This is a genomic window from Streptomyces sp. NPDC127114 (assembly GCF_042677525.1).
Classification (GTDB): domain Bacteria; phylum Actinomycetota; class Actinomycetes; order Streptomycetales; family Streptomycetaceae; genus Streptomyces.
Window position 1 is genome coordinate 80,494 of record NZ_JBHXTJ010000006.1, and the last position, 22,814, is coordinate 103,307.

The window sequence follows — 22,814 nt, forward strand, 5'->3', positions numbered from 1 at the left end:
CGAGAACGACACCGCTGGGGCATGCCGCCCGCTGCCCTGGTCAGCTCTGGTGGAGCACCGGGCAGGGGCTGTTTCACCGCTTCGCCATCCGCGGGCGGGATCGGCGTCAGCCTCGCGGGCGGCCTTCCCGCCCGGCCCCACCGCCCTGGTCCTCTCGGGCAGCCAGTGCCTGGGTGGCGAGGACGGCGGCCTGCACCCGGCGTTCGACACCCAACTTGGCGAGCAGCCGGGAGATGTTGTTCTTGACCGTCTTCTCCGCCAGGTACAGCCGCTTGCCGATCTCCCGGTTGGTCAGTCCCTCCCCCACCAGAGCGAGGATCTCCCGTTCCCGCTCGGTCAGTCCGGGCAGGCCCTGCTGCTGCTCCTCCTGGGGGGATCCGCCGCGAAGCCGGGCCATGACCCGGGCCGTAGCGCCGGGGTCCAGCATGGACTGGCCGGAGGCCACCGTACGCACGGCGGTGACCAGGTCGGTGCCGGTGATCTGCTTGAGGACGTAGCCGGACGCACCGGCCATGATCGCGTCGAGCAGCGCCTCCTCGTCGTCGAACGACGTCAGCATCAGGCAGGCCAGGTCGGGCATGCGCGAGCGGAGTTCCCGGCACACGCTCACGCCGTCCCCGTCCGGCAGGCGCACGTCGAGAACGGCGACCTGCGGGCGCAGTGCGGGCACCCGCACCAGCGCCTGCTCGGCAGTGCCGGCCTCCCCGACGACGGTCAAGTCGGGCTCGGCGTCCAGCAGATCGTGCACACCACGGCGCACCACCTCATGGTCGTCGAGAAGGAAGACCCTGACCGGCTCCTTCTCGGTGAGGTCGCCGCTGCTGTCCGTCATCACACACTCCGTGTTCGCCGAGTTCTCCGCCCGTGAGGGCTCTCCGTGCATCGTGCCGCGCGAGCGGGACCTTCGCCCAGGGCCGGACGGCCCTCATACCTGGCGAGGTCCCGCAGTGCCCGCACCCGATGCCGCAGAACCCCATACACCTGTTGCCGATGATCACGAGCCGGGTGAACGGCACCCGTCGTTGTTCCTCACCGTTCGGCCGCGTGTTCCCCCGCGCCGGACACGGCAGGGGAGGGACGTTCGGCCCTCTGGCTACGGGCCCGCCGGACCTGCTTGTCCAGGCTCGCGCTCTGGTGGACTTCCGGCGCGGGCACGGCCGGGGCCCCCGGAACACCGCCTGAATCACGAAAGCAGGGCAGCTGCCATGATGATGCCTCCGATCGGTCTGACCACAGCCCCGCTCGACCACAGCGCGACGGAAGTCGCCCTGGCCGGGGAGCTGGACCTGTACACCGCTGCGCACATCGAGGCGGAGCTGACCCGCCTGGCAGGGCAGACCGAGTGCGAACTGCTGCTGGACCTGGCAGACGTCACCTTCTGTGACAGCTCCGGCGTGGCGCTGTTCCTGCGCGTGCACCGCCGGTGCGTGGCGGCCGGTGTGCGGCTGCGCCTGTGCCGCATCCAGCGGCTTCCCGCTCGCGTCATCCGCGCCCTGGGCGTGGACCGCGCCGTGCCCTGCTCGTTCGCGTGACCCGTCGCGAAGATCAGGTCCAACGGGAGCGTCGGCGATCGGCCCGGTCGAGAAGGTCCGATCGGCCCTACCGAGCCGGCGTGTGAGGGGAGACGCTGGCGGTGGCGGCGAAGCCGTCGGGGCCGAGCCGGAGCAGAAGGTGAGCACGATGAAGGACGAAGCCGCGCGTACCACGGTGGACGACCACCGTGAGGCGGTGGCGCCCCGGCGCATGGGGCGACTCGGCCGTGCCGAGGCCCTGCGGCTGCTCGGCAGCGTCTCGCTCGGGCGCATCGTGTTCACGCATCAGGCCCTGCCGGCCATCCGCCCGGTCAACCACCTCATGGACGGCGAGGACATCATCGTCCGGTTGCACGACGGCGCCACGCTCGCCTCCATCGTGACACCCACTCAGGCCGGCGGTGTCGTGGTGGCGTACGAGGCGGACGTCATCGACCCCGAGACACACCTCGGCTGGAGCGTGGTGGTCACCGGATACGCCCGCCGGGTCACCGACGAGAGGGAGCTCGCGCGTTTCGCCGCCCGTCTGCGCCCATGGGCGCAACACCCCGTCACGTGCGCCGCGCTGCGCATCCGGCCGGACCTGGTGACGGGCCTGCAGCTCACCGTGTAGGGCCTGCCCGTCACACCGGATGACCGGTTCCCGCGACGGCACCTGCCCTCGCCGCGACTGCGTGTACCCGCTGCATGCGCGCCGTCCCAGGAGAGGGCCCAGGGGCGAGCGACGTCCCCGGGCCGCCGGGCAGGATCGGATGTGCTCCGGCCGAGAAACCTCCGGTCACTCAGCGGGTCCGGAGACGAGAGGCGCACGCCACACGAGCCGGCTGCCGCCCTCCTCGGGGCACACGATCTCCAGGGCGCCGCCCACGCTGCGCGCCCGCTCCTGGAGGTTGCGAAGGCCACTGCGCCTGCCTTCGGCGGGGATGCCCCGGCCGTTGTCCACGACGGTGAGGACGACCTCCTCGCTGGTGGCCTGCAGCGCGACCTCGACCCGGCTCGCATGCGCGTGGCGGGCGGCATTGCTGAGCATTTCGGTCAGGGCCGCCGTGACGTGCTCGGCCACCTGGGGCGGTACGTCCGTGTCGAGCAGGCCCTCCATGCTCAGACGGGGCGGGAAGCCGAGGGTGGTCGCCGTCTCCCCCACGGTGCGGGCGACCCGTGCGCGCAGGCTGGGCCCGGTGTCCTCCTCTCGGGCGCGCAGGCCGAAGATCGTGGAGCGGATGATCTTGATGGTTTCGTCGAGGTCCCCGACGGCGCGCGAGACGCGTTCGGCGGCGCCTTCGTGCTGCACGAGGCGTGCGGCGCTCTGCAGGGTCATGCCGGTGGCGAAGAGCCTCTGGATGGCGAGGTCGTGCAGGTCCCGGGCGATGCGGTCGCGGTCCTCCAGGAGGGCGAGCTGCTCGGCGTCGCTGCGGCGTTCGGCCAGCTCGAGGGCGAGCGCGGCCTGTCCGGCGAAGGCCAGCAGGGGCTCCAGCTCCGCTTCGGTGAAGACCGGGTCTCCTTGGTGCCGGGCCAGCAGCAGGACACCGCGGGTGTCCTTGGCGGCTGTGCCCAGGGGCACGGCGACCGCGGGGCCGAGGCCGTCGAAGCGGCGGGGGCCGGCGGTGTACCGGTCGTCCTGTGCGAGGCCGACGGTGGTCGCGGGCGCGCCGGCTTGGTACGCGGCGCCGGAGAGAGTGCCTTCGACCGGTACCACCAGGCCGCGGCGGGTCTCTCCGTCGGCGCCGATGGCGAGCTCGACGACGAGGTCGTTCGTTCCGGCCACGGGCACGGACACGTCGGCGAGTGCCGCCCCGGTGATTTCCTGGGCGCGGCGGGCGATGAGCTCCAGCACCGCCAGTCGCGGGCTGCCGGAGAGCAGGCTGTTGGTGATCTCCGCGTTGGCCTTCAGCCATCGCTGCTGGCGCTGCGAGGCTTCGTACAGGCGTGCGTTGTCGATGGCGACGCCGGCGGCGACGGACAGCGTGGAGATGACCGATTCGTCCTCGGCGTCGAACTCCACGCCCCCGTGCTTGTCGGTCAGGTAGAGGTTCCCGAAGACCTCGTCGCGCACCCGGATGGGCACGCCGAGGAACGTCCGCATGGGGGGATGGTGGGCGGGGAATCCGTAGGACGCCTCGTGGGCACCGAGGTCCGTCAGCCGCAGCGGCTCGGGGTGGCGGATGAGCTCGCCCAGGATCCCGTGCCCGGCCGGCAGGGGGCCGATCCTCGCGATCTCTTCCTCGGTCAGCCCGACGGTGAGGAACTGCGACAGGGTCCGACCGTCGGGCCCGATCACTCCGAGCGCCGCGTACTGCGCGTCGACGAGCAGCGCGGCGGCTTCCACGATCCGCCGCAGCACCTGGGGGAGGTCCAGCTCGCGGCCGACGGAAACGACGGCCTCCAGCAGGCTGTGCACCCGGTCCCGGGTGCCGCGCGCGGCGTTGATGCGCGCCTGGAGCTCCTCAAGCAGCTCGTCGAGCCGCATCTGAGGCATCCGCGACAGCGGCTCCTCCACGCCCACCGGTCCTCCTGACCTCGATCACCCGCCCGTACCGTGACAGCCTAACGGCCGAGCGGGTGACCCGGAGCGTCAGTTCAGGGGCAGTGGCCGAGGGCCGGCGTAGTAGGCGGTGCGCATGATGTCCTCCATGTCGTCCAGCATCGGCATGCGCGGGTTGGCCGGGGCGCACTGGTCCTCGTAGGCGTTCATCGCCTGCCTCGGGAGCGCCCCGATGAAAGCGGTCTCGTCGATGCCCAGAGCTCGGAAGGACGGTTCGATGCCGACGGCGTCGCGCAGGCGTTCCACGGCGGCGGCGTACGAGGCGACGCCTTCGGCGGCGGTGGAGGCCGGCAGCCCCAGGGCACGGGCGATGTCCTGGAAGCGCTCGGGCGCCCGGTAGCTCTCGTACTTGGGCCAGCCCGTCAGCTTGGCGGGGACCGTGCCGTTGTAGCGGATCACGTGCGGCAGAAGGATCGCGTTGGTGCGTCCGTGGGCGACGTGGAAGGTGGCGCCCAAAGTGTGGGACATCGCGTGGACGATGCCGAGGAAGGCGTTGCCGAAGGCCATGCCGGCGATGGTGCCCGCGTTGTGCATCTTCTCCCGGGCGAGGGTTCGCGCTGCGCCCCGGCCGGTGACGGCGGCTTGCAGGTTCTCGAAGATCAGCTTGACGGCGTGCAGCGCCAGGCCGTCGGTGAAGTCGTTGGCGTAGACGGAGACGTACGCCTCGGTGGCGTGCGTGAGGGCGTCGAAGCCGCTGTCGGCCGCGAGCGTCGCCGGCAGGTCGGCGGTGAGTACCGGGTCGACGATCGCGACACTGGGGGTGAGGGCGTAGTCGGCCAGCGGGTACTTCTTGCCGCTCGCCGGGTCGGAGATCACCGCGAAGGGGGTGACCTCGGCGCCGGTGCCCGAGGTGGTGGGGACGCAGACCAGTCGGGCCCGCTTGCCGAGCACCGGAAAGCGGAAGGCGCGCTTGCGGATGTCGGAGAACTTCTGCCGCATGTCGGCGAAGTCGACGTCCGGCTGTTCGTACAGCAGCCACATCACCTTCGCCGCGTCCATGGGCGACCCGCCGCCGAGGGCGATGATGGTGTCCGGCCGGAAGTCGCGCATGAGGGCGGCGCCGCGCTGTACGGAATCGATGCTCGGCTCCGGTTCGACGTCATCGATGACCTGGATGGTGACGGGCAGCTCCCGCTGCTGCAGGACGCGACTGACGCGGTCGACGTATCCGAGGCGGGTCATGGTGGCGTCGGTGACGACGGTGACGCGGTGGACCTCCGGCATCGCGGCCAGGTAGCGGATGGCCTGCGGCTCGAAGTAGATCTTCGGCGGGACCTTGAACCACTGGAGGTTGTTCTGCCGTGTGGTGAGGCGCTTGATGTTGAGCAGCTGGGCGGTGGAGACGTTGTCGGAGACGGACGTGCTGCCCCAGGAGCCGCAGCCCAGGGTCAGGGAGGGGAGCAGACGGTTGTAGAGGCCGCCTATCGCGCCCTGGGAGGAAGGGGAGTTGACGATGATCCGCACGGTCTTCATGCGGCGGCCGTAGCTTTCGGCCAGGGCCGGGTCGCCGGTGTGGATCACCGCGCTGTGTCCCTGCCCGTGGAAGGCGACCATGTCGGCGGCGAGGTCGAAGCCCTCCTCGGGCGAACCGGCCCGCAGCACGGCGAGAACGGGGCAGAGCTTCTCCCGCGTCAGCGACTCGCCGGGTCCGACGCGGCTCGCCTCGGCGAGGATGAGGGAGGTCCCCGCGGGAACCGTGAACCCGGCCTGCTCGGCGATCCAGGCGGGGCTCCGGCCCACGGCCGCCGGATTGACGCGGCCCTGTCTGCCGTTCGGGTCCGGCGGGAAGAGGTAGGTCTCCAGCCTCCTCTTCTCCTCCGCCGTCGCGAGGTACGCGTGCAGGCGCCGGAATTCGGCGAGGGCCTCGTCGTACACCTCGGTGTCGAGGATGACCGCCTGCTCTGACGCGCAGATCATGCCGTTGTCGAAGGACTTGGACAGGACGAGGTCGTTGACGGCCCTGCGCAGGTCCGCGCTGCGGTGCACATAGGCCGGTACGTTGCCGGCGCCGACGCCCAAGGCGGGCTTGCCCGCCGAGTAGGCGGCCTTGACCATGCTGTTCCCGCCGGTCGCGAGGATCAGGGCCACGCCCGGATGGCTCATGAGGAGTCCGGTGGCCTCGATCGAGGGGTCCTCGATCCACTGCACGCAGTGCTCGGGTGCGCCGGCGGCGACGGCGGCGTCCCGCACGATGCGCGCGGCCTCGGCGCTGCACGCCTGCGCGGAGGGGTGGAAGGCGAACACGACCGGGTTGCGTGTCTTCAGTGCCAGCAACGCCTTGAAGACGGTCGTGGACGTCGGATTGGTGACCGGCGTGACCGCGCAGATCACGCCGACGGGTTCGGCGATCTCGATGATGCCCTCGATGTCGTCGCGCCCTATGACGCCGACCGTCCTGGCCCGGGACATGCCGTGCGTGACGTGCTCGCAGGCGAACATGTTCTTCGCGGCCTTGTCCTCGAACACGCCCCGGCCGGTCTCCTCCACCGCCAGCCGCGCGAGGGCGGTGTGCTGGTCGAGGGCGGCCACCGAGGCCTTGGCGACGATGTGGTCGACCTGCTCCTGCGTGAAGGACTCGAAGTCGGCGAGCGCCTTGGCGGCGTTGTCGACGAGTCCGTCCACGGCGATCCGCGCGTCGGAGGGAAGGCCCCCGTCGGAGGTGTCGCGGCGGTCACTGGTCACCTGAGTCATGGATAGCTCCCTGGATGCGGGGGATCGGCCGTCACGGAGTGTCCGCTCGTCCTGTCAGCCACAGCCTTCCGCCGGAGATGCCCGGGGCGAAGGTCCCGAAGGTCCCGGTGAGCGGCCCGATGGTCTCCGGGGCCTCTCGGTCAGGCGTCCTTCCGGATCCACTCCGGGGCGACCCTGGCCCACTGCCGGCCCCACTGCGCAGCGCGGAGCCGCTCGTGGCGCCGTCGCACGAGCCGGTGCACGCCGAGCACCAGGAGACCGAGGCTCACCGTGACGGCGAGCGCGGCCACCGCGGCATCGAACCGTGCGGCGGCCGACCCCAGCGGGGCGGAGGTCATCGCCCCGTCCTCGTCCGTCCACACCGGGACCCACGCTCCGCGCTCCAGTTGGCTTCCGACCGGCACCCGGGCTGTCTGCGTGGTGCCGTCGGGCGCGGTCCACCGAACGGTGGCCCGGGTGCGTGTGCTGGCCCTGGCCGCGGGGGCGGGATCCTCCACCAGCACCGCAGCGGTGAGGTGGCGCTCGGTCCGCTGCTGGGCCCGCCCGTCCAGCACGGCCTCCCAGGCCACCGCGCCACCCAGCGGCGCACCGATGAACCCGACCATGCCCAGGACCAACAGGATCCAGCCCTCCACCGCGTGGGAACGGTGCCGCAGCTCGTTGCGGCGCCACCGCCACAGCCGCACCCTCCTGACGCGCATCGCGGCACCTTCCTCTTCCCGGTCGGCGGGACGCCCGGATCTCATCGGGGGTCGAGAAGGGCCGCGACGTACTGGGTCAGGTCGGCGAGACGGTTGGTGTAGCCCCACTCGTTGTCGTACCAGCCGAAGACCTTGACCAGGTTTCCGTGGGCCTGGGTCAGGGGGGCGTCCACGATGCAGGAGGCGGGGTCGCCGACGATGTCGCGCGAGACGATCGGGGCGTGGCTCACGCGCAGGATGCCCTTCAGCGGCCCCTCCGCGGCGTCGAGGAAGGCGCAGTTGACGTCCTCCACGGACACCGGCTGCTCCAGGACGAGGGTGAGGTCGGTCAACGAACCGTCCTCGACCGGGACGCGCACGGCGATCCCGTCCAAGGTGCCGGCGAGCTCCGGGAGCACGAGACCGACAGCGCGGGCGGCACCGGTGCTGGTCGGAATGATGTTCACGGCGGCGGTACGCCCCCGGCGCAGATCCTTGTGCGGACCGTCGAGCACGACCTGGTCGTTGGTGTAGCCGTGGATGGTGGTCATCAGTCCCTTGACGATCCCGAAGCGCTCGTCGAGGACCTTCACCATCGGGGCCACGCAGTTGGTGGTGCAGGACGCGTTGGAGATCACGTGATGTGCGTACGGGTCGTACGCGTCCTCGTTGACGCCCATGACGAGAGTGGCGTCCACGTCCTTGCCGGGCACCGAGAGCAGCACCTTGCGTGCACCCGCCCGCAGGTGCCGGCCGGCCTCCTCCCTGGTGCGGAAGCGGCCGGTGGCCTCGATGACCACGTCCACGCCCAGGGCCTCCCAGGGCAGGTCGGCGGGGTCGCGCTCGGACGTGACGGCGATGCGGTGCCCGCCCACGGTGAGCGATTCGTCGTCGTGCTCGACGGTGCGGCCGAGCCTGCCGTAGGTCGAGTCGAAGGCGAGCAGATGGGCCAGCGCGGCCGGCGAAGCGAGGTCGTTGACGGCCACCACCTCCACCGGGGTGCCGCAGGCGGCCTCCGCGCGTTCCATGACGCAACGCAGGTAGTTGCGCCCGATGCGCCCGAAGCCGTTGACGCCTATGCGTGCGGTCATCTCCGCCGCCCTCCCAAGGGTGCCGATGCAGGTGGTGTCAGCGTGCGGGCCCCCGCCTGCCCCGCGGCAGGGGTCGAACGGGGATGCCCCAGGGCCGTTGGGCCCTCGTCTTTCGCACGTGCCGAGCGGCCGGCGGATCGTGGGCCGAACGGCCCGCGAACGGGTCCTGACCGGTTCTGTCCTCTCCTGGCGCCTCGCACCACTCTGGAAGCAGCGACGAACAAGAGGAGCAGGCGATGAAGGCAGCAGTCGTGAAGGCCCTGGGAGAGCCGCTGGTGATCGAGGAGCGTCCCGATCCCCTCCCCGGCCCCGGGCAGGTACGCATCCGTGTCGAGGCGTCCGGGCTGTGCCACACGGACATCCACGCCGCGCACGGCGACTGGCCGGTCAAGCCCACGCCCCCGTTCGTTCCCGGACACGAGGGCGTCGGCATCGTCGAGGAACTCGGCGCGGGCGTCACGCACCTGTCGGTGGGGCAGCGCGTGGCCGTGCCCTGGCTGGGCTGGGCCTGCGGACGGTGCGAGCACTGCCTCTCCGGCTGGGAAACCCTGTGCACACAGCAGGTCAACACCGGATACGGCATCGACGGCGCCTACGCCGAGAAGATGCTCGCCCACGCCGACTTCGCGCAGCCCGTACCCGACGGCGTCGACCCGCGCGAGGCAGCACCCCTGACCTGTGCGGGAGTCACCACGTACAAGGCCCTGAAGGTGGCCGGCATCGGACCGGCCGGCCTCGTGGCGATCTCCGGTATCGGCGGCCTGGGGCACCTGGCCGTGCAGTACGCCGAGATCGCCGGTGCGACGGTCGCCGCGATCGACGTCTCCGACGACAAGCTCCGGCTCGCCGCCGAGCTCGGCGCGGACATCCTCATCGACGCCCGCAGGGAGGACCCGGCGGCGGTGCTCCAGCAACACGGCGGAGCCCACGCGGCCCTGGCGCTGGCGGTGAACGAGGAGACCTTCGCGACCGCCCTGGCCGGTCTGCGCCGTGGCGGCAAGCTGGTCATGGTGGCCCTTCCCGCAGACGGCGTCGTCAAGGTTCCGATCTTCTCCACCGTCCTCGGCGGCACGTCCGTCATCGGCTCGATCGTCGGTACCCGCCAGGACCTGGCCGAGGTGTTCCAGCTGCACGCCGCCGGACGCACCCGCGTGATCTACGAGACCCGGCCGCTGTCGTCCGTCAACGAATGCGTCGACGAGGTGCTCGACGGCCGGGTCAAGGCACGCATCGTCTTCGCCATGTGAAGCCCCCGCGAAGTGACCACGCACATCCGCACCCCTGAGACCGTTCCTCCCTGGTGGAGTCGAAGGCCGTGATGCCGTGGGCGGCGGGCAAGAGCTACTCGGGCGAATGGAGAGGAGACCCGTGGTGAAGCACCGGACGGTGGGCGAGGTGATGACCAGCGAAGTGGTCCAGGCACACCCCGACACCCCCTTCAAGGAGCTGGCCCGCCTGCTTGCTTCCCACCGCATCAGCGGTCTGCCGGTGGTGGACGACGACGACAAGGTCATGGGCGTGGTCTCCCAGACCGACCTCACCCGGCGCCAGGCGGCGCGCGGCCGGACCGGGTCCGTCCGGGACCGCGTGCTGCGGGCCCTGCGGCGGATCGCGCACGCGCGACCCACCGCAGGACCGGCCCTGACGGCCGGCGGGCTGATGACCAGTCCCGCGGTCACCGTGCATCCCGAACAGCGCGTGGTCGACGCGGCGCGCATCATGGAACGCCGCCACATCGACAGGCTGCCCGTGGTGGACGAGGAGGACCGTCTCATCGGCATCACCACACGCCGCGACCTCCTGCGCGTCTTCCTGCGCACCGACGAGGAGATCCACCAGGCCGTGGCCGGCGTCGTGTACCCCCACGGTCCCGCACACGACGCCGGCACGCTTCACATCGATGTGCGGGACGGGATCGTCACCATCGAGGGCGTCGCCGGACCGGAGGTCAACGCCACGGCTCTGGTCCGGGCCGCCTGGCGGGTCGACGGCGTCGTCGGCGTGGTCAACCGGCTGACGGCCGACAGGCGGGACGACTCGCCTGCACCTCGCATGCCCCCTTCTCCTTGAAGACGCCCGCCAGGCGGACGGAGGGGCAGGGGGCCGTTCGCCGCGCAGCCGGTCGAGCGGCACTACACGCGCACCGCGCCCGCCGTTCGGTGCGCGGCATCCGGCGGCGGGCCTGCTGGTCCGTACGCAGGCGGGGCGGCATCGCCTCCGCCCGTGCCGCGGTTCGGGTGAAGCCGCGCCAGGGTGCTGGGGCGGCCTGTCGAGACATTCAGTGCTGTTTGCCGGCGACGATCACGTTGACCTGGTCGCGGCTGCGCAGCGCGTGGTCGGCGACGGCCAGCAGGGTGGGCAGTTCGCTTGCGCTGTCCCGGCTGACCACGGCCACATGCCTGTCCTGTACTTGGCGCCGGCTCCACTCCCTGGCCCGGCCCTGGACCGAACGGCCCTTCGCGGATGCCCGTACGTCCCGGATGGACGGGCGGTGAGGGGGCCGGTCGCCCCGCGGCGACGGCCCCGTCGGCTCTGCCGGGAACGGTCGGCGCCGGACAGGCTGGGAGCGATCAAGGAGGAGTTCCCATGAGCCGTCTCAAGACCAGCCCGGCAGTCGACGTCCAGGTCCGCAGTCGAGGACAGGTGCCCCAAGGCGCGGCCACCTACGCGCGGGAGAAGGTGCTCGCGGCCCTCGACCACGTGAGCGAGCCGGTGCTGGCCGCCCAGGTGAAGCTCACCCAGGCGGTCCATTGCTCGGCGGCTCGCCCCGCCACGGCCCAGGTCGTGGTCGATGTGAGCGGCCGGCCGGTACGTGCCCACGTGGCCGCGAGCACCATGTTCGAAGCGGTCGACCTTCTGCAGGAGCGTCTGACCGTGAGGCTTGCCCGGGCACGGCGGTACGGGCCGCGCGGGTTCTCCGACACCGTCCAGGAGGCGTGGTGGGACGGCGCGGGCCACGAGCACCGTCCGCACCGTCAGCACCTGCCGGCCGAGGAGCGCCGCATCGAGCGGCACAAGTCGTTCAGGCAGACCCGGCAGACGCCCGAGGACGCCGTGATCGACCTGGAGGCGTTGGACTACGACTTCTGGGTCTTCACGGACCTGACGTCCGGGTACGACAGCGTGGTCTACCGCGACGTCCGCACCGGCCGCCACCGCCTGGCATGGCTGGGGCCCGTGAGTCAGGAGCCCGAGGCCGAGGGCCTGCTGAGCGTGAGCACGGTCCCCGTGCCTGTGAGCACGGTGCCCGAGGCCGTCCAGCGGCTGAACCTCACCGGACTGCCGTGGGTCTTCTTCGCCGACACGGCCACCGGTCGGGGCAGCGTGCTCTACCACCGCTACGACGGCCATTTCGGGCTGATCACCCCGGCCCGGTAGAGCTCTCACCCTCTGGCCGGAAGCACCCCGCTTCCGCCCCGCCCCGGCTTCCCCTTGCCGGCCGCCGTGAGCAGCCGGCCTGTTCGCCGCAGACAAGCGCCGCGTCCTGGCGGAGGGGCCCGGCCTTCGCCTGATTCGCGGCCAATTCCCCGACGAAAACGTCCCCTTCCACGGAGGATTCCATGTCACAAGGTACCGTCATCGCCGCTGTGGACGGCTCGGTCGAGTCGCAGGCTGCCGCGCAGTGGGCTGCCCGAGAGGCGCTGCTGCGGGGGCTCCCGCTGCACATCGTCCACGCCTGGCAGGACTGGTCGCCGGGTTTCACCCACGCCCCGTTCACGGGTACGGACACCGCACCCGGCGATACGGCCATCGCCCGGCACTGGGCCGAGCGTGTCCCGCGCGAGGCGGCCGAGCGGGTGCGAGAGAACCATCCCGGTCTGCGCGTCAGCGTCGAGCAGGTCTTCGGCCGCCCCGTCGAGATGCTGCTCGCCGCGGCGAGCAAGGCGGAGGTCCTGGTTCTGGGTTCGCGAGGGCTGGGCGCACTGGGTGGCCTTCTGGCCGGATCGGTGTCGTTGCCCGTCATCGCGCATGCCGAGTGCCCGGTCGTCGTCGTGCGGGCCGACGAGCGGGCCGAGAACGAGAAGCAGCCCGGGGACGGCCCGATCGACCTGGCGCGGTACCTCGATGTGGTGCTGGGCCTCGACCTCACCCGGCCGTGCGACGAGCTGATCGAGTTCGCCTTCTCGTCCGCCGCCGCACGCGGGGCCGCCCTGCGGGTCGTCCACGGATGGGACGTACCCATCGTCTTCGGACACGACCCCGAAGCCGTCGATCCCGGACACGGCATCGCGATGGGACCGCGTGAAGCAAGCGTGCTCACCGACGTGCTGCGGCCGTGGCGGGGCAAGTTCCCGGAGGTCGACGTCAAGGAGCAGTGTGTGGTGGGCGGGGCGGCTGACCACCTCGTGGACGCCTCCAAGGACGCCTCACTGCTGGTCGTGGGACGGCGTGTACGCCGCTCGGCGATCGGCCCGCGCATCGGCCCCGTCAGGCACGCGGTGCTGCACCATGCTGCGGCGCCTGTGGCGGTGGTGCGGCACCTCTGACCGTCGCTCGCGGTCGGCCAGCGAGGCGATTCCCCGCAGTTCGAGCCGGTCCTGGAAGCGATCAGAGTTCCCCGGATCGGTTCGGGACGGCCGCGCAAGCGACGGGACCGAGTCCGGGCCGACAAGGCATACGACTCCCGCAAAAACCGCGCCTACCTGCGCAGACGCGGTATCAAGCGACGATGCCGGTCCCTGCGGACCGGGTCCGCAACCGGCAGAAACTCGGTTCCCGCGGCGGTCGGCAAGGGTCCCTGCCCGTCGGAGGACGCACGCAGCGCCTGGAGCTCCACATGGTGTCCCTTCAGGCGCTACGGCTTGCCGATCCGGTCGGCGATCTCCCGCGTGGAGTGATGCCCGGACCCGTAGAGGACCCAAACGGAGACCACCGCAACTCACCGCTCCGAGCCGGGAGTTCGGTATCGGACGTGCCCGGCTCTGCCCAGGGCGTCCAGTGTTTCGTCGACGGTCAGGAGAACGGTCGTCTCGAAAGAGCTGAGCGCGCCGCCCCCACTGATCGCCAGGGCAACCGCAGCCATGGACACGTTGTCCGGAGCCTCCCACAGGTTATAGCCGTCATGGGTACCGAAGGCGTACCAGAAGCCGTGGAGCTTCCCGCCGACGGACTCGATGTACGACCGAGCGGCCTCTGATCGGTCTTCGGGGTGCCCCATCAGCCTCGCCCAGGTCTCAGGCGTGTAGCTGAACCTCGACAGATAAAGCGGCATCGGGTCTCTCCTTCGTTTCCCCGACGGATGCCCCGGCTCAGGCGGAGAGGGGCCGGTGGTGGCCCGCAGATCCCCCGAACAGGCGGGCACGATGACCGGCACAGCCCAACGTCGGCTGGGCGTGTGCGACCTGGGCCGTCCCCAGAGGGCTTGCGTTCGGGGTTGGGGTCGGAGTAGAGACCGCCCCTGAGGTCGCCGCCGCCCGCCGGAGCCCCGGCCCGACGTTGTCGTCCTCTACTCGAAGAGCTGGAAGAACGGAGGGAATGTCCCCAGGACACCCAGGGCAATGAGCACCAGGCTGAGGACGAGCGCACGCGTGGTCTCGTACTGCTTGTTCCGCAGGGCGATGTGAAGGATGCCCCAGGCCAGCAGCCACACTGCCACGGCCAGGGTGCTCTTGCCGGACAGCGGACCCACCGCGTCGTTCCAGTTCAAGCCGTCCGACACGCTCTCGTCTGCCTCGGCCAGCGTGGTGAGCAGGCCCAGGACGACGGCTCCGATGCCGGCGGCGATGATCGCTGCCGAAATCGGACCCTCCACCTTCTCACTGCGGGGGAAGTCCTCGGCTCCTCCGTCTCGGACGGGTGCCACGCCGTCTCCTGCTTCCATGACGGGCCTCCTTCTCAGGGCGTGATCATTCGACGGGTGCGACCTTGGTGATGAAGGCGCCGAAAGCCCCGGCCACCGCTGCGAAGGCGAAGGCGAGGACGAACAGGGTGATGGTGGTGTGGCGGACCCGGTTGTGCCGGATGAGGCCCGGGCCGTAGTACCAGACGATGAAGACGACGGCCGTTGCCAGGATCGGGCTCATCCAGGCGATGTGCTCCTTCCATTCCATGCCGAACTCGTGCCAGTCCGCCGTGTCGGGGTCGGCGAGTAGTTGCGACCGGGGGCTTTCCGGGATCTTCTCCCGGTACCACGGGTAGACGACCCAGGTGCCCGTGATCACGGTGCCCCAGGCCGCCACTGCCATGGCCGTGACGCCGATCCGGACCCGCCTCATTCGCTGCACCACGCCCTCGCGGGTCATCAGTGCGGGCTTGAGGCTGTACAGCTCGGCCAGCCCGCCGGCGAAGGCGAGCAGGAAGGCTGCGCCGAGGACCATGCCGTGGATGAGCGTCCACCATTCACGTCCCGTGAAAGTCATGCCGGTCACCTTCGAGTCACCGGTGTGCGCCTACACCGCGGAAGCGACGGGCGGACACCGGTTCACTGCGGAATGAGGTCAGGAGCGACGCTATAACCGAGGGGCGGCATCACGGTGAGGACTCGCCGCGATCGCCGCGGGAGAGACCCGCGGGGAGGCGCCGTCACGATCGTGACCGGCGCTGGTGTCGGGCGATGGCACCGCGCAGCTGGATCGCCGTGATGAAGTCAGGGGCCTGCCGGCGACCCGTGTGACCTGCGAGGGCCAGCTCCCCGCTGGGACGACACCGGGATCGTCGACAGCTCGATGGAGACACTCAGGACCATCCTCGGCCGTGACTTCTCCGCGCCGACCAGCTTCCAGATCACCCGCAGGGCGTCCGACCCGACGCGCCCGGCGCGTACTCGCACAAACCAGGATTCCGGATGTGCTCGTGCCCCGTCTCGCGCGCGTCGGGCGGCGTTGCGCACGCAGTCGGGTTCCCGCGCATCCGAAGGCAGGCGAATCGTTCGGGGCGCGCAAGGCGAATCGCGCGCCGCAGGTGTGCTCCGGCCCGGGCCGGGCACGCCATTGTGGCGATCCGGCCGCCCTTCGTAGCGTGGTCAAGCGGAATGACCGGTCTCCGGATCGGGAACCGCCGCATGCGCATGCACGCCGCAATCCCCCGAAGCGAAAAGGAGTTCGACCATGACGTATGAGCGGCCCACCCTCACCAAGGCCGGCAGCTTCCGCAAGGTGACCGGGATCAAGAACACCGGGCCCAAGGACGTCCTCGGCGGCAAGCAGCTCCTCTGACGTGAGTCCTGTGCCGCCCTGCTGAACCGGCGGCCGGGCCACCGGGTGGCGGCCCCCAGCCGCCACCCGACCACCCTGCTTCCCGTACATCGCCGACCGAAGGCCGTAGCCGTGGAAGACTCGCTGTCACTCCATGCCCTGCCCACCTGGTTCGCCGTCCTGCCCGACACCGACGCGGCCGCCGCTGTCGCCACCCGAGCACTCGCCCACGCCGCCCAGGGTCTGCGCCACCCGTCCGGGCGCCCGTGGCTGGTGGGGCGCTGGGCACCCTCGAGCATGGTGATGGGCGAGTGCCGAGGGACCCGCATCGCCGTGCTCGGCGAACACTCCGTCACCGCCGAAGCGGCCCGACGCGCAGCCGCAGCCGCCGAAGGCACGTCCCTGTCGGCGCTCGACCGCATCAGTGCCACCTGGACGGGCAGCTTCCACCTCGTGGCCAGCAGTGGCGGGCGGGTCCGGGTCCAGGGCGGCGTCGTCGGCATGAGGCGGGTGTTCTTCACCAGTCCCACCCTCCCCGCGGCCGGCCGCGTCAGCCTGGCCTCCGACCGGGCCGACGTACTCGCCGAACTGGTCGGCGCCGAACTCGACGAACGCAGGCTCGCCCTCGAACTGCTCACGCTGGGCGTGCCGCACCCGCTGTCGGGCTCCCCGATGTGGAAGGGCGTACACGCCCAGCCCGGCGGCCACTACCTGACGCTCGACTGCGACGGACGGGCCGAGGAGACCCGCTGGTGGTCGCCCCCCGATCCGCACCTGCCCCTTGCCGAGGGCGCCGGGCACTTCCGGGAGGCGCTCACCGCCGCCGTCGCCACGCGCACGCGCGGGCGCGACCTGGTGACGGCCGACCTGGGCGGGCTCGACTCCACCGCCGTGTGCTGCGCCGCCGCCCGCGGGGACGCGAAGGTCGCGGCGTACACCGCCGCCATCCACGACGAGCTCGGCGACGACGTGTACTGGGCCCGCCGGACCACCGAGGCACTGGGGACGATCGAGCACCACATCGTCCCGGCGTCCGACCTGGCCATGACGTTCGACGGGATCGACACCCTCGACGACCTCCTGGACACCCCCAGCATCCTCACGGTCGACCGCAACCGTCGCATGCACATCATCGCCCTGGCGGCAGCCCGCGGATCGCGCCTGCACCTGACCGGCCTGGGGGGCGACGAACTCCTCGCCGGAGCGCCCGCCCGCCTGCACGCGCTGATGGGCACGCATCCCCTCACCGCGCTGCGGGATCTGCGAGGATACACCGCGAAGTACCAGTGGTCCCGATGGCGCGTGCTGCGCCAGCTCCTGGACCGCCGTTCCTATCGCGCCTGGCTCGGCAGGGTCGCCCGCGACCTCGACGCACCCCCGGCCCCGGCGGACGAACCGCTGCTCGACTGGTCGGCACCGCCGCGCATGCCGGGCTGGGCCACGCCCGAGGCCGTGGAGGCGGTACGCGAGTTGCTCCGCGCGCACCTCCCCGAAGCCGAGCCCCGTGGCCGCGGGCACGGCGAGCACCGGGAGATGGCCGCGATGGACGGCATCTCCCAGTGGACCCGGCACATCGGCCAGATGGCCGCCCCGCTGGGCATCACGGTGGCGGCCCCCTACTACGACGACCGGGTGATCGAGGCCGCCCTCGCCATCCGGCCGCAGGAGCGGATCACTCCCTGGCGGTACAAGCCGCTGATCGTCGAAGCCATGCGCGGCATCGTCCCCGAGGCCAGCCGCACCCGCGGCACCAAGGCCAACGCCACCTTCGAGGAGGAGGCGGGGCTGCGCCGCCACCGCGCCCGCCTGCTGGCGCTGTGCGAGGAGTCGCGGCTCGCCCGGCTGGGCCTCGTCGACGTGGAGGTCCTGCGCGAGTGGTGCCGCCGGGCCCTGTCGGCCGAGACCGAGAGCTACCTCCTGCACGCGACCGTGGCCTGCGAAGTATGGCTGCGCTCCCGGGAGATGACACCGTCCCGGGAGACGACACCGTCCCGGACGCGACCCCTGACGGAACGGGAAAGGTGAAGCCGATGTGCACGTTGAAGCCCGGAGTGCTGCTGACCGAGACCGAGTACGGCATGGCCCTGCTCGATCAGAAGAGCGCCGAGTACTGGACTCTCAACCCCACGGCGGCAGTCGTACTCCGTGAGCTCCTGGACGGCCACAGCACCGAGCGGGCGGCGGCGGCCCTCGTCGAACGATACGAGGACGTGGACGCCGAAGTGGCCGCGCAGGACGTCGTGAGCATCGTCGAAGACCTCCGCTCCGCCGGGCTCATCACGCTGTAGCCCGCCTCGGCCGCCGACCGCCCACCGCCACCGCCCACCGCCGACCGCCGACCGCCGACCGCCGAGAGAAGGGATGCACAGTTGTCGACACCGGAAGCTGTTCCCTATCGCCCTCGCTCCGTCCCTCCGGCCCGCCGTCTCGGCGCGCGCCTGGTGATCGGCTGCGCCCACGTCCTGGCCACCCTGCCGCCCCAGCGGATCCAGGCCGTCCTGGCCCGGCTCCGCCGCGGAGCCCGGCCCGCCACGCTGGCCGAGGCGGAGGCGGCCCGGGCGACGGTGCTTGCCGTGAGCCTGGCCGCAGGCGGGCACAAGGGTTGTCTGCCGCGGTCCCTGGCCACGGTGCTGTTGTGTCGCTGGCACGGCCAGTGGCCCACCTGGTGCGTGGGGGTGCGCACCCGCCCGCCGTTCGCCGCGCACGCCTGGGTGGAAGCCGAGGGTGAACCCGTCGGCGAGGGCACGCCTGCCGGATACTTCCAGCGCTTCTTCGCGGTGGAGTGAGCCCGTGACCACTGCGTCGCTCGCCCTCGTCGGGCACCTCCGACCGCAGCGCGGCCGTATGGCGGCGGGCGTCCTGTTGGGTCTGCTCGGCAGCGTGATGGGCCTGGCCCAGCCCATGGCGGCCAAGCAGGTGATGGACGACATGGGCCGAGGAGGTCCGGCGTACGGCCCGGTGATCGCTCTCAGCGTGCTGGTGGCGGCGGGAGGGATCCTCGCCGGCCTCGGGCACTACGTGCTGGACCGGTCCGCGGAGTCCATCGTCTGCGCCGCCCGGCGCCGGCTGATCGACCGTCTGCTGGCGCTGCGCGTACCGGTGGTGGAGCGCACCGAGCCGGGGGATCTGATCTCCCGCGTCACCTCGGACACGGCGCTGCTGCGGCAGAGCGCTCCTCAGGCGGTGTCGGCCGCGGTCACCGGCACGCTGATCACCCTGGCGACGGTGGTCATGATGGGCCTGCTCGACGCCGTGCTGCTCGGCGTCACGCTCGGCGTGATCGCGTTCGTCGGCATCGTCGTCGCCGTCGTGGCCCCGCGGATCGGCCGCGCGACCCGGCACACGCAGGAGGCGGTCGGCCGCATGGGCGCCGCGCTGGAGCGAGCCCTGGGCGCCTTCCGTACGATCAAGGCGTCGGGTGCCGAACGGCAGGAGGCGGGGGCGCTGTACCGGGCGGCCGAGCACGCCCGGCGTACCGGTGTCCGCGCTGCCGCCTGGGAAGCGGTGTCCGCGACCCTGTCGGCGGTCGTCGTACAGGTCTGCTTCCTGGTCGTGCTGGGAGTGGGCGGCGCGCGCGTCACTTCCGGCGCCATCGGCGTCTCCACCCTGGTCGCCTTTCTCCTCTACCTCTTCGCGCTCGCGCCCCGGATCGGCCAGCTGGTGGAAGGTGTCGGCCAGTTCCAGATCGGTTCTGCCGCCGCCGCCCGGATCCGGGAGGTCGAGAACATGGAGGCAGAGAACCTCGAGGCCGAGAAGCTGGAGACCGAGAAGCTGCAGGTCGAGGGCGAGCGACACGGAGGAGAAGGAGGTGCGAGTCGGCCGAAAGCGGATCCGCTGCCCGCCCGCGTGGCCTTCCGCGACGTCCGCTTCGCCTACCGCCCCGGGCTGCCCCGGGTCCATCATCGTGTCTCCTTCACCGTTCCCGGCGGAGGCCTGACCGCGTTCGTCGGGCCGTCCGGCACGGGCAAGACCACGGTCTTCTCCCTCATCGAACGCTTCTACGACCCGGACGCCGGTCAGGTACTGCTGGACGGGAAGGACGTGCGCCAGTGGCCCCTGGCGGAACTCCGCGCAGCCATCGGTTACGTGGAACAGGACACACCCGTCCTCGCCGGCACCCTGCGCGAGAACCTGACGCTGGGCGCCGTTGACGCCACGGAGGAAGAACTCCGCCACGCCCTGCGCCTCGTCCGTCTCGACGGGGTGACGGACCGCCTGCCCCTTGGCCTCGACACCGACGTCGGCCACCGCGGCAGCAGACTCTCGGGCGGTGAGCGCCAGCGCGTCGCGATTGCCCGGGCCCTGCTGCGCCGCCCGAGGCTGCTGCTACTGGACGAAGCCACCTCGCAGCTCGACGCGGCCAACGAGGCGGCACTCCGCGACACCATCACCGACATCGCCGGTCGCATCACCGTCCTCGTCGTCGCCCACCGCCTGTCCACGGTCACCACGGCCGACCGCATCGTCGTGATGGAGGCCGGCCACGTACGGGCGGTGGGCACACACGCCGAACTCCTCGAGGCGGACTCCCTCTACCGCGAACTGGCCACCACCCAGCTACTGAACGGCCGGTGAGCGACACCGGCCAGGACCCGGCACCCCGGCTTGTATCGCCGGGACCAAGCGGAGGCCGCCCAAGTGAAACGGCGAGGTTGGCAGGCCGTCGGGCGCGGGCCCGGCCGGGCGGCCGTCTCTTTCCGCCGGTTGTCCGCTGCTCCTTCCGCTCGGCCTGGAGTGCGGAGAGGGCGCCTACGCGTCAGCATCAGGCTGAACATGGCGCCCACGTCCCATCCGGCCCGCCGATCCTCACGGCCGGCGGGCCTTCCCGCTCAAGGTGAGGGGGGTGCCCTTAGTTACGGTCCACCGAGCAGACGATGCCCTGCGTGCCGTTGCAGGTCAGGTCGACGCCGGCGTCGGTAGCGGGCTTCGCGACGGTGGAGACGTCGTAGAGGGTGCAGGAGAAGTCCTGGTTGTACGGGTCGGTTTGGCAACCGTCGCTACCAATGGGCCCGTCATCTGCCGGCTGGCTCACCGCCGTCGTGGCCGCGACGACCGACGGAGCCGTCAGTCCCACGGCCCCCAAGGACAGCACGAAGCGGCGAGCACCGCCGCGACGCGGGCGTGAGTCGACTTGCTCGTGCATGTACGTCCGGTGAGCAGCACAAAAAGAGGTGTGGACGACCTACGGCGCACACCAGCTGGCACGCGATGTCGACCTACCGGAACTCGACGAGTGGGCCTGGGACATCCCCGACGCTGGGCCAGGAGTCGAGGTGTTCGGCGACTTGAAAGGGTTACGCGCGCTCGACCTCGGCAGCGGTCTCGGCCGGCACGCCGCCTTCCTGGCTTCCCTGGGCGCCAAAGTCACCGCCCTCGAAGCCGCACCCACCCAGCACCAGCGCGCCCTCGCCCGGTACAAGGCGACGCCGGACCTCTCACTGGTGTGCGCGGATGCCGTCACCCACCTGCAGCGCGCCGACCCGTACGACCTGATCTACTCCGTCGGCGGCGTCCCCTTCGTGGACCCGAACCGACTCCTGCCCGCACTGTCCCATGCCCTCCGCCCCGGAGGCCGCCTGCTGTTCAGTGCGCTGCACACCAACTCGGCCGGCGCCGGCCCCTCGTCCACGGTCACCCCGCGACCGGAGATCCTGCGCCTGCCCGGCACCACCGAGGACCACACCGTCCACATGTGGGTCCTCGAACCCGAGCTGTGGGAAGAACTCCTCATCGCGCACGGGCTCACCATGGAGACGGTCTCGACCATCGACTCCCTCAAGGCCGGACAGCAGCTGTCGTACCGGCTGTACACGGCCCGCCGAGCCATCCGGGGGCGGAACGCTCAGCATGAGCGCGGGACGCTGAATACCTTCTCACCGATCCACCCCACCTTGCAGCTCAGATCTGCGTGACCTTCCCTGCTGCAAGGTCGATACTGCCGACGTAAGCACGCACCGACTCGCCCCTTCGAGCCACGACCGTAACCTGATGCCCCGTCACCAAAGTCAGCATCGAACCAGCATCAGCACCGACAGACGCCGCCACAGACCGCTATGGAACGCCAAGGTCATGAATCACGCGCACCAGCAATGACCTGGGAAAACCCTGCTCATGGACCTTTCTGCTAGCCTCCCGAGGAGACACCCTTGAGGATGTTGATCAATGTTCCGGAGACGGTGGTCGCCGACGCGCTGCGCGGGCTCGCCGCCGCGCACCCCGAACTGACCGTGGACGTGGAGAACCGGGTCGTGCTGCGGCGTGACGCGCCGGTGGGCGGGCAGGTGGCCCTGGTGTCCGGCGGGGGGTCGGGGCACGAGCCGCTGCACGCCGGTTTCGTGGGGCCGGGGATGCTCGCGGGCGCGTGCGCCGGCGAGATCTTCACGAGTCCCGTTCCCGACCAGATGGTGCGGGCGGCGGCGGCCGTGGACAGCGGCGCCGGCGTGCTGTTCGTGGTGAAGAACTACACCGGCGACGTGCTCAACTTCGAGATGGCCGCCGAGCTCGCCGAGGACGAGGGCATCCAGGTCGCCAAGGTGCTCGTCGACGACGACGTCGCCGTCACCGACAGCCTCTACACGGCCGGGCGGCGCGGGACCGGCGCCACGCTGTTCGTGGAGAAGATCGCGGGCGCGGCGGCCGAGGCGGGCGCGCCGCTGGAGCGGGTCGAGTCGGTCGCCCGCCAGGTGAACGCCCGGTCCCGCAGCTTCGGCGTGGCGCTGAGCGCCTGCACGACGCCGGCGAAGGGCTCGCCGACCTTCGACCTGCCGGAGGGGGAGCTGGAGCTGGGCATCGGCATCCACGGGGAGCCGGGCCGTGAGCGGCGCCCGATGATGACCTCGCGCGAGATCGCGGACTTCGCGGTCGACGTCGTCCTGGAGGACCTGCGGCCCCGGGGGCCGGTGCTCGTCCTCGTGAACGGGATGGGGGCGACACCGCTGCTCGAACTGTACGGGTTCAACGCGGAGGTGCAGCGGGTGCTCGGCGAGCGCGGGGTGCCGGTCGCGCGGACGCTCGTCGGCAACTACGTGACCTCGCTCGACATGGCGGGCTGCTCGGTGACGCTGTGCGAGGCGGACGAGGAGCTTCTGCGGCTGTGGGACGCGCCGGTGAGCACGCCCGCGCTGCGCTGGGGGCGGTGAGACGAC

Annotated in this window: 22 protein-coding genes and 1 pseudogene; 14 read left to right on the top strand and 9 right to left on the bottom strand. The window is 71.2% G+C overall.

What is annotated here, in order from left to right; all coding sequences use genetic code 11:
• Positions 1–106: 106 nt before the first annotated feature.
• On the bottom strand, positions 107–832 hold the full coding sequence (locus tag ACFVGS_RS08575; RefSeq protein ID WP_384414287.1) for a response regulator: 726 nt from the start codon (positions 830–832) through the stop codon (positions 107–109).
• A gap of 373 nt (positions 833–1,205) precedes the next feature.
• Here ACFVGS_RS08575 and ACFVGS_RS08580 point away from each other — a divergent pair, with 373 nt between their 5' ends.
• Together ACFVGS_RS08580 and ACFVGS_RS08585 are read left to right on the top strand one after the other, a co-directional pair.
• The gene (locus ACFVGS_RS08580; protein WP_384414284.1) at positions 1,206–1,532 is read left to right on the top strand and encodes an STAS domain-containing protein; all 327 of its coding nucleotides are present in this window, start codon (positions 1,206–1,208) and stop codon (positions 1,530–1,532) included.
• A gap of 148 nt (positions 1,533–1,680) precedes the next feature.
• A complete protein-coding gene (locus tag ACFVGS_RS08585; protein ID WP_385691659.1) occupies positions 1,681–2,145 on the top strand; it encodes a pyridoxamine 5'-phosphate oxidase family protein in 465 nt (154 codons plus the stop codon).
• A 165-nt stretch (positions 2,146–2,310) separates the two neighbouring features.
• Here the strand turns inward: ACFVGS_RS08585 and ACFVGS_RS08590 are convergent, their stop codons facing one another.
• From ACFVGS_RS08590 to gap, 4 genes are all read right to left on the bottom strand, one after another.
• Positions 2,311–4,035: a GAF domain-containing protein gene (locus ACFVGS_RS08590; RefSeq protein WP_384414278.1), complete on the bottom strand. Its 1,725-nt coding sequence runs from the start codon at positions 4,033–4,035 to the stop codon at positions 2,311–2,313.
• Between the two features lie 69 nt (positions 4,036–4,104).
• Entirely contained in the window at positions 4,105–6,765 is a 2,661-nt protein-coding gene (gene adhE / locus ACFVGS_RS08595; protein WP_385691661.1) for a bifunctional acetaldehyde-CoA/alcohol dehydrogenase, read from the bottom strand.
• A gap of 140 nt (positions 6,766–6,905) precedes the next feature.
• A complete protein-coding gene (locus ACFVGS_RS08600) occupies positions 6,906–7,466 on the bottom strand; it encodes a hypothetical protein (RefSeq protein WP_384414272.1) in 561 nt (186 codons plus the stop codon).
• 41 nt (positions 7,467–7,507) lie between these two features.
• Positions 7,508–8,536, bottom strand: coding sequence for a type I glyceraldehyde-3-phosphate dehydrogenase (gap, locus tag ACFVGS_RS08605; protein WP_385691664.1), 1,029 nt, complete (start codon positions 8,534–8,536; stop codon positions 7,508–7,510).
• 236 nt (positions 8,537–8,772) lie between these two features.
• On the opposite strand from gap, the gene ACFVGS_RS08610 reads away from it, so the two are divergent.
• From ACFVGS_RS08610 to ACFVGS_RS08630, 5 genes and pseudogenes are all read left to right on the top strand, one after another.
• The gene (locus tag ACFVGS_RS08610) at positions 8,773–9,783 is read left to right on the top strand and encodes an alcohol dehydrogenase catalytic domain-containing protein (RefSeq protein ID WP_385691667.1); all 1,011 of its coding nucleotides are present in this window, start codon (positions 8,773–8,775) and stop codon (positions 9,781–9,783) included.
• Between the two features lie 124 nt (positions 9,784–9,907).
• Complete coding sequence (locus tag ACFVGS_RS08615) at positions 9,908–10,606, top strand: CBS domain-containing protein (RefSeq protein ID WP_385691669.1); 699 nt, start codon at positions 9,908–9,910, stop codon at positions 10,604–10,606.
• A gap of 516 nt (positions 10,607–11,122) precedes the next feature.
• The gene (locus ACFVGS_RS08620; protein WP_385691672.1) at positions 11,123–11,914 is read left to right on the top strand and encodes a sigma 54 modulation/S30EA ribosomal C-terminal domain-containing protein; all 792 of its coding nucleotides are present in this window, start codon (positions 11,123–11,125) and stop codon (positions 11,912–11,914) included.
• Positions 11,915–12,096: 182 nt separating this feature from the next.
• Positions 12,097–13,023 carry a universal stress protein gene (locus tag ACFVGS_RS08625; RefSeq protein ID WP_385691675.1) on the top strand — a complete coding sequence of 309 codons (927 nt, stop codon included), beginning with the start codon at positions 12,097–12,099 and terminating at the stop codon, positions 13,021–13,023.
• A 15-nt stretch (positions 13,024–13,038) separates the two neighbouring features.
• A pseudogene (locus ACFVGS_RS08630) lies at positions 13,039–13,265 on the top strand (transposase); the annotation flags it as partial.
• 150 nt (positions 13,266–13,415) lie between these two features.
• Here ACFVGS_RS08630 and ACFVGS_RS08635 read toward each other — a convergent pair.
• The 3 genes from ACFVGS_RS08635 to ACFVGS_RS08645 all read right to left on the bottom strand — a co-directional run bounded on the left by ACFVGS_RS08635 (position 13,416) and on the right by ACFVGS_RS08645 (position 14,895).
• On the bottom strand, positions 13,416–13,748 hold the full coding sequence (locus tag ACFVGS_RS08635) for a GYD domain-containing protein (RefSeq protein ID WP_384414254.1): 333 nt from the start codon (positions 13,746–13,748) through the stop codon (positions 13,416–13,418).
• A gap of 234 nt (positions 13,749–13,982) precedes the next feature.
• Positions 13,983–14,357, bottom strand: a complete 375-nt coding sequence (locus ACFVGS_RS08640) for a hypothetical protein (protein WP_384414251.1) — start codon at positions 14,355–14,357, stop codon at positions 13,983–13,985.
• Between the two features lie 25 nt (positions 14,358–14,382).
• Entirely contained in the window at positions 14,383–14,895 is a 513-nt protein-coding gene (locus tag ACFVGS_RS08645) for a hypothetical protein (RefSeq protein WP_384414248.1), read from the bottom strand.
• A 687-nt stretch (positions 14,896–15,582) separates the two neighbouring features.
• Between ACFVGS_RS08645 and ACFVGS_RS08650 the strand changes: the two genes are divergently transcribed.
• From ACFVGS_RS08650 to ACFVGS_RS08670, 5 genes are all read left to right on the top strand, one after another.
• Positions 15,583–15,690: a keywimysin-related RiPP gene (locus ACFVGS_RS08650; RefSeq protein WP_158688462.1), complete on the top strand. Its 108-nt coding sequence runs from the start codon at positions 15,583–15,585 to the stop codon at positions 15,688–15,690.
• A 111-nt stretch (positions 15,691–15,801) separates the two neighbouring features.
• Entirely contained in the window at positions 15,802–17,694 is a 1,893-nt protein-coding gene (locus ACFVGS_RS08655) for a lasso peptide isopeptide bond-forming cyclase (RefSeq protein ID WP_385691679.1), read from the top strand.
• 5 nt (positions 17,695–17,699) lie between these two features.
• Positions 17,700–17,957: a lasso peptide biosynthesis PqqD family chaperone gene (locus tag ACFVGS_RS08660; protein WP_384414243.1), complete on the top strand. Its 258-nt coding sequence runs from the start codon at positions 17,700–17,702 to the stop codon at positions 17,955–17,957.
• Positions 17,958–18,038: 81 nt separating this feature from the next.
• Positions 18,039–18,455: a lasso peptide biosynthesis B2 protein gene (locus tag ACFVGS_RS08665; RefSeq protein ID WP_385691682.1), complete on the top strand. Its 417-nt coding sequence runs from the start codon at positions 18,039–18,041 to the stop codon at positions 18,453–18,455.
• Between the two features lie 4 nt (positions 18,456–18,459).
• On the top strand, positions 18,460–20,244 hold the full coding sequence (locus ACFVGS_RS08670; protein WP_385691685.1) for an ABC transporter ATP-binding protein: 1,785 nt from the start codon (positions 18,460–18,462) through the stop codon (positions 20,242–20,244).
• 274 nt (positions 20,245–20,518) lie between these two features.
• Here ACFVGS_RS08670 and ACFVGS_RS08675 read toward each other — a convergent pair whose 3' ends face one another.
• Positions 20,519–20,812, bottom strand: coding sequence for a hypothetical protein (locus ACFVGS_RS08675; RefSeq protein WP_385691687.1), 294 nt, complete (start codon positions 20,810–20,812; stop codon positions 20,519–20,521).
• Between the two features lie 142 nt (positions 20,813–20,954).
• Between ACFVGS_RS08675 and ACFVGS_RS08680 the strand changes: the two genes are divergently transcribed.
• The gene (locus tag ACFVGS_RS08680; protein WP_385691690.1) at positions 20,955–21,581 is read left to right on the top strand and encodes a class I SAM-dependent methyltransferase; all 627 of its coding nucleotides are present in this window, start codon (positions 20,955–20,957) and stop codon (positions 21,579–21,581) included.
• A gap of 234 nt (positions 21,582–21,815) precedes the next feature.
• Complete coding sequence (gene dhaK / locus ACFVGS_RS08685; RefSeq protein WP_385691692.1) at positions 21,816–22,808, top strand: dihydroxyacetone kinase subunit DhaK; 993 nt, start codon at positions 21,816–21,818, stop codon at positions 22,806–22,808.
• Positions 22,809–22,814: the final 6 nt, after the last annotated feature.

Coding starts and splice junctions, on each gene's coding strand:
- ACFVGS_RS08640 (WP_384414251.1), bottom strand. CDS start 14,357: ATGGAAGCAGGAGACGGCGTGGCACCCGTCCGAGACGGAGGAGCCGAG.
- gap (WP_385691664.1), bottom strand. CDS start 8,536: ATGACCGCACGCATAGGCGTCAACGGCTTCGGGCGCATCGGGCGCAAC.
- ACFVGS_RS08585 (WP_385691659.1), top strand. CDS start 1,681: ATGAAGGACGAAGCCGCGCGTACCACGGTGGACGACCACCGTGAGGCG.
- ACFVGS_RS08650 (WP_158688462.1), top strand. CDS start 15,583: ATGACGTATGAGCGGCCCACCCTCACCAAGGCCGGCAGCTTCCGCAAG.
- adhE (WP_385691661.1), bottom strand. CDS start 6,765: ATGACTCAGGTGACCAGTGACCGCCGCGACACCTCCGACGGGGGCCTT.
- ACFVGS_RS08660 (WP_384414243.1), top strand. CDS start 17,700: ATGTGCACGTTGAAGCCCGGAGTGCTGCTGACCGAGACCGAGTACGGC.
- ACFVGS_RS08575 (WP_384414287.1), bottom strand. CDS start 832: ATGACGGACAGCAGCGGCGACCTCACCGAGAAGGAGCCGGTCAGGGTC.
- ACFVGS_RS08635 (WP_384414254.1), bottom strand. CDS start 13,748: ATGCCGCTTTATCTGTCGAGGTTCAGCTACACGCCTGAGACCTGGGCG.
- ACFVGS_RS08645 (WP_384414248.1), bottom strand. CDS start 14,895: ATGACTTTCACGGGACGTGAATGGTGGACGCTCATCCACGGCATGGTC.
- ACFVGS_RS08610 (WP_385691667.1), top strand. CDS start 8,773: ATGAAGGCAGCAGTCGTGAAGGCCCTGGGAGAGCCGCTGGTGATCGAG.
- ACFVGS_RS08675 (WP_385691687.1), bottom strand. CDS start 20,812: ATGCACGAGCAAGTCGACTCACGCCCGCGTCGCGGCGGTGCTCGCCGC.
- ACFVGS_RS08625 (WP_385691675.1), top strand. CDS start 12,097: ATGTCACAAGGTACCGTCATCGCCGCTGTGGACGGCTCGGTCGAGTCG.
- ACFVGS_RS08620 (WP_385691672.1), top strand. CDS start 11,123: ATGAGCCGTCTCAAGACCAGCCCGGCAGTCGACGTCCAGGTCCGCAGT.
- ACFVGS_RS08600 (WP_384414272.1), bottom strand. CDS start 7,466: ATGCGCGTCAGGAGGGTGCGGCTGTGGCGGTGGCGCCGCAACGAGCTG.
- ACFVGS_RS08580 (WP_384414284.1), top strand. CDS start 1,206: ATGATGATGCCTCCGATCGGTCTGACCACAGCCCCGCTCGACCACAGC.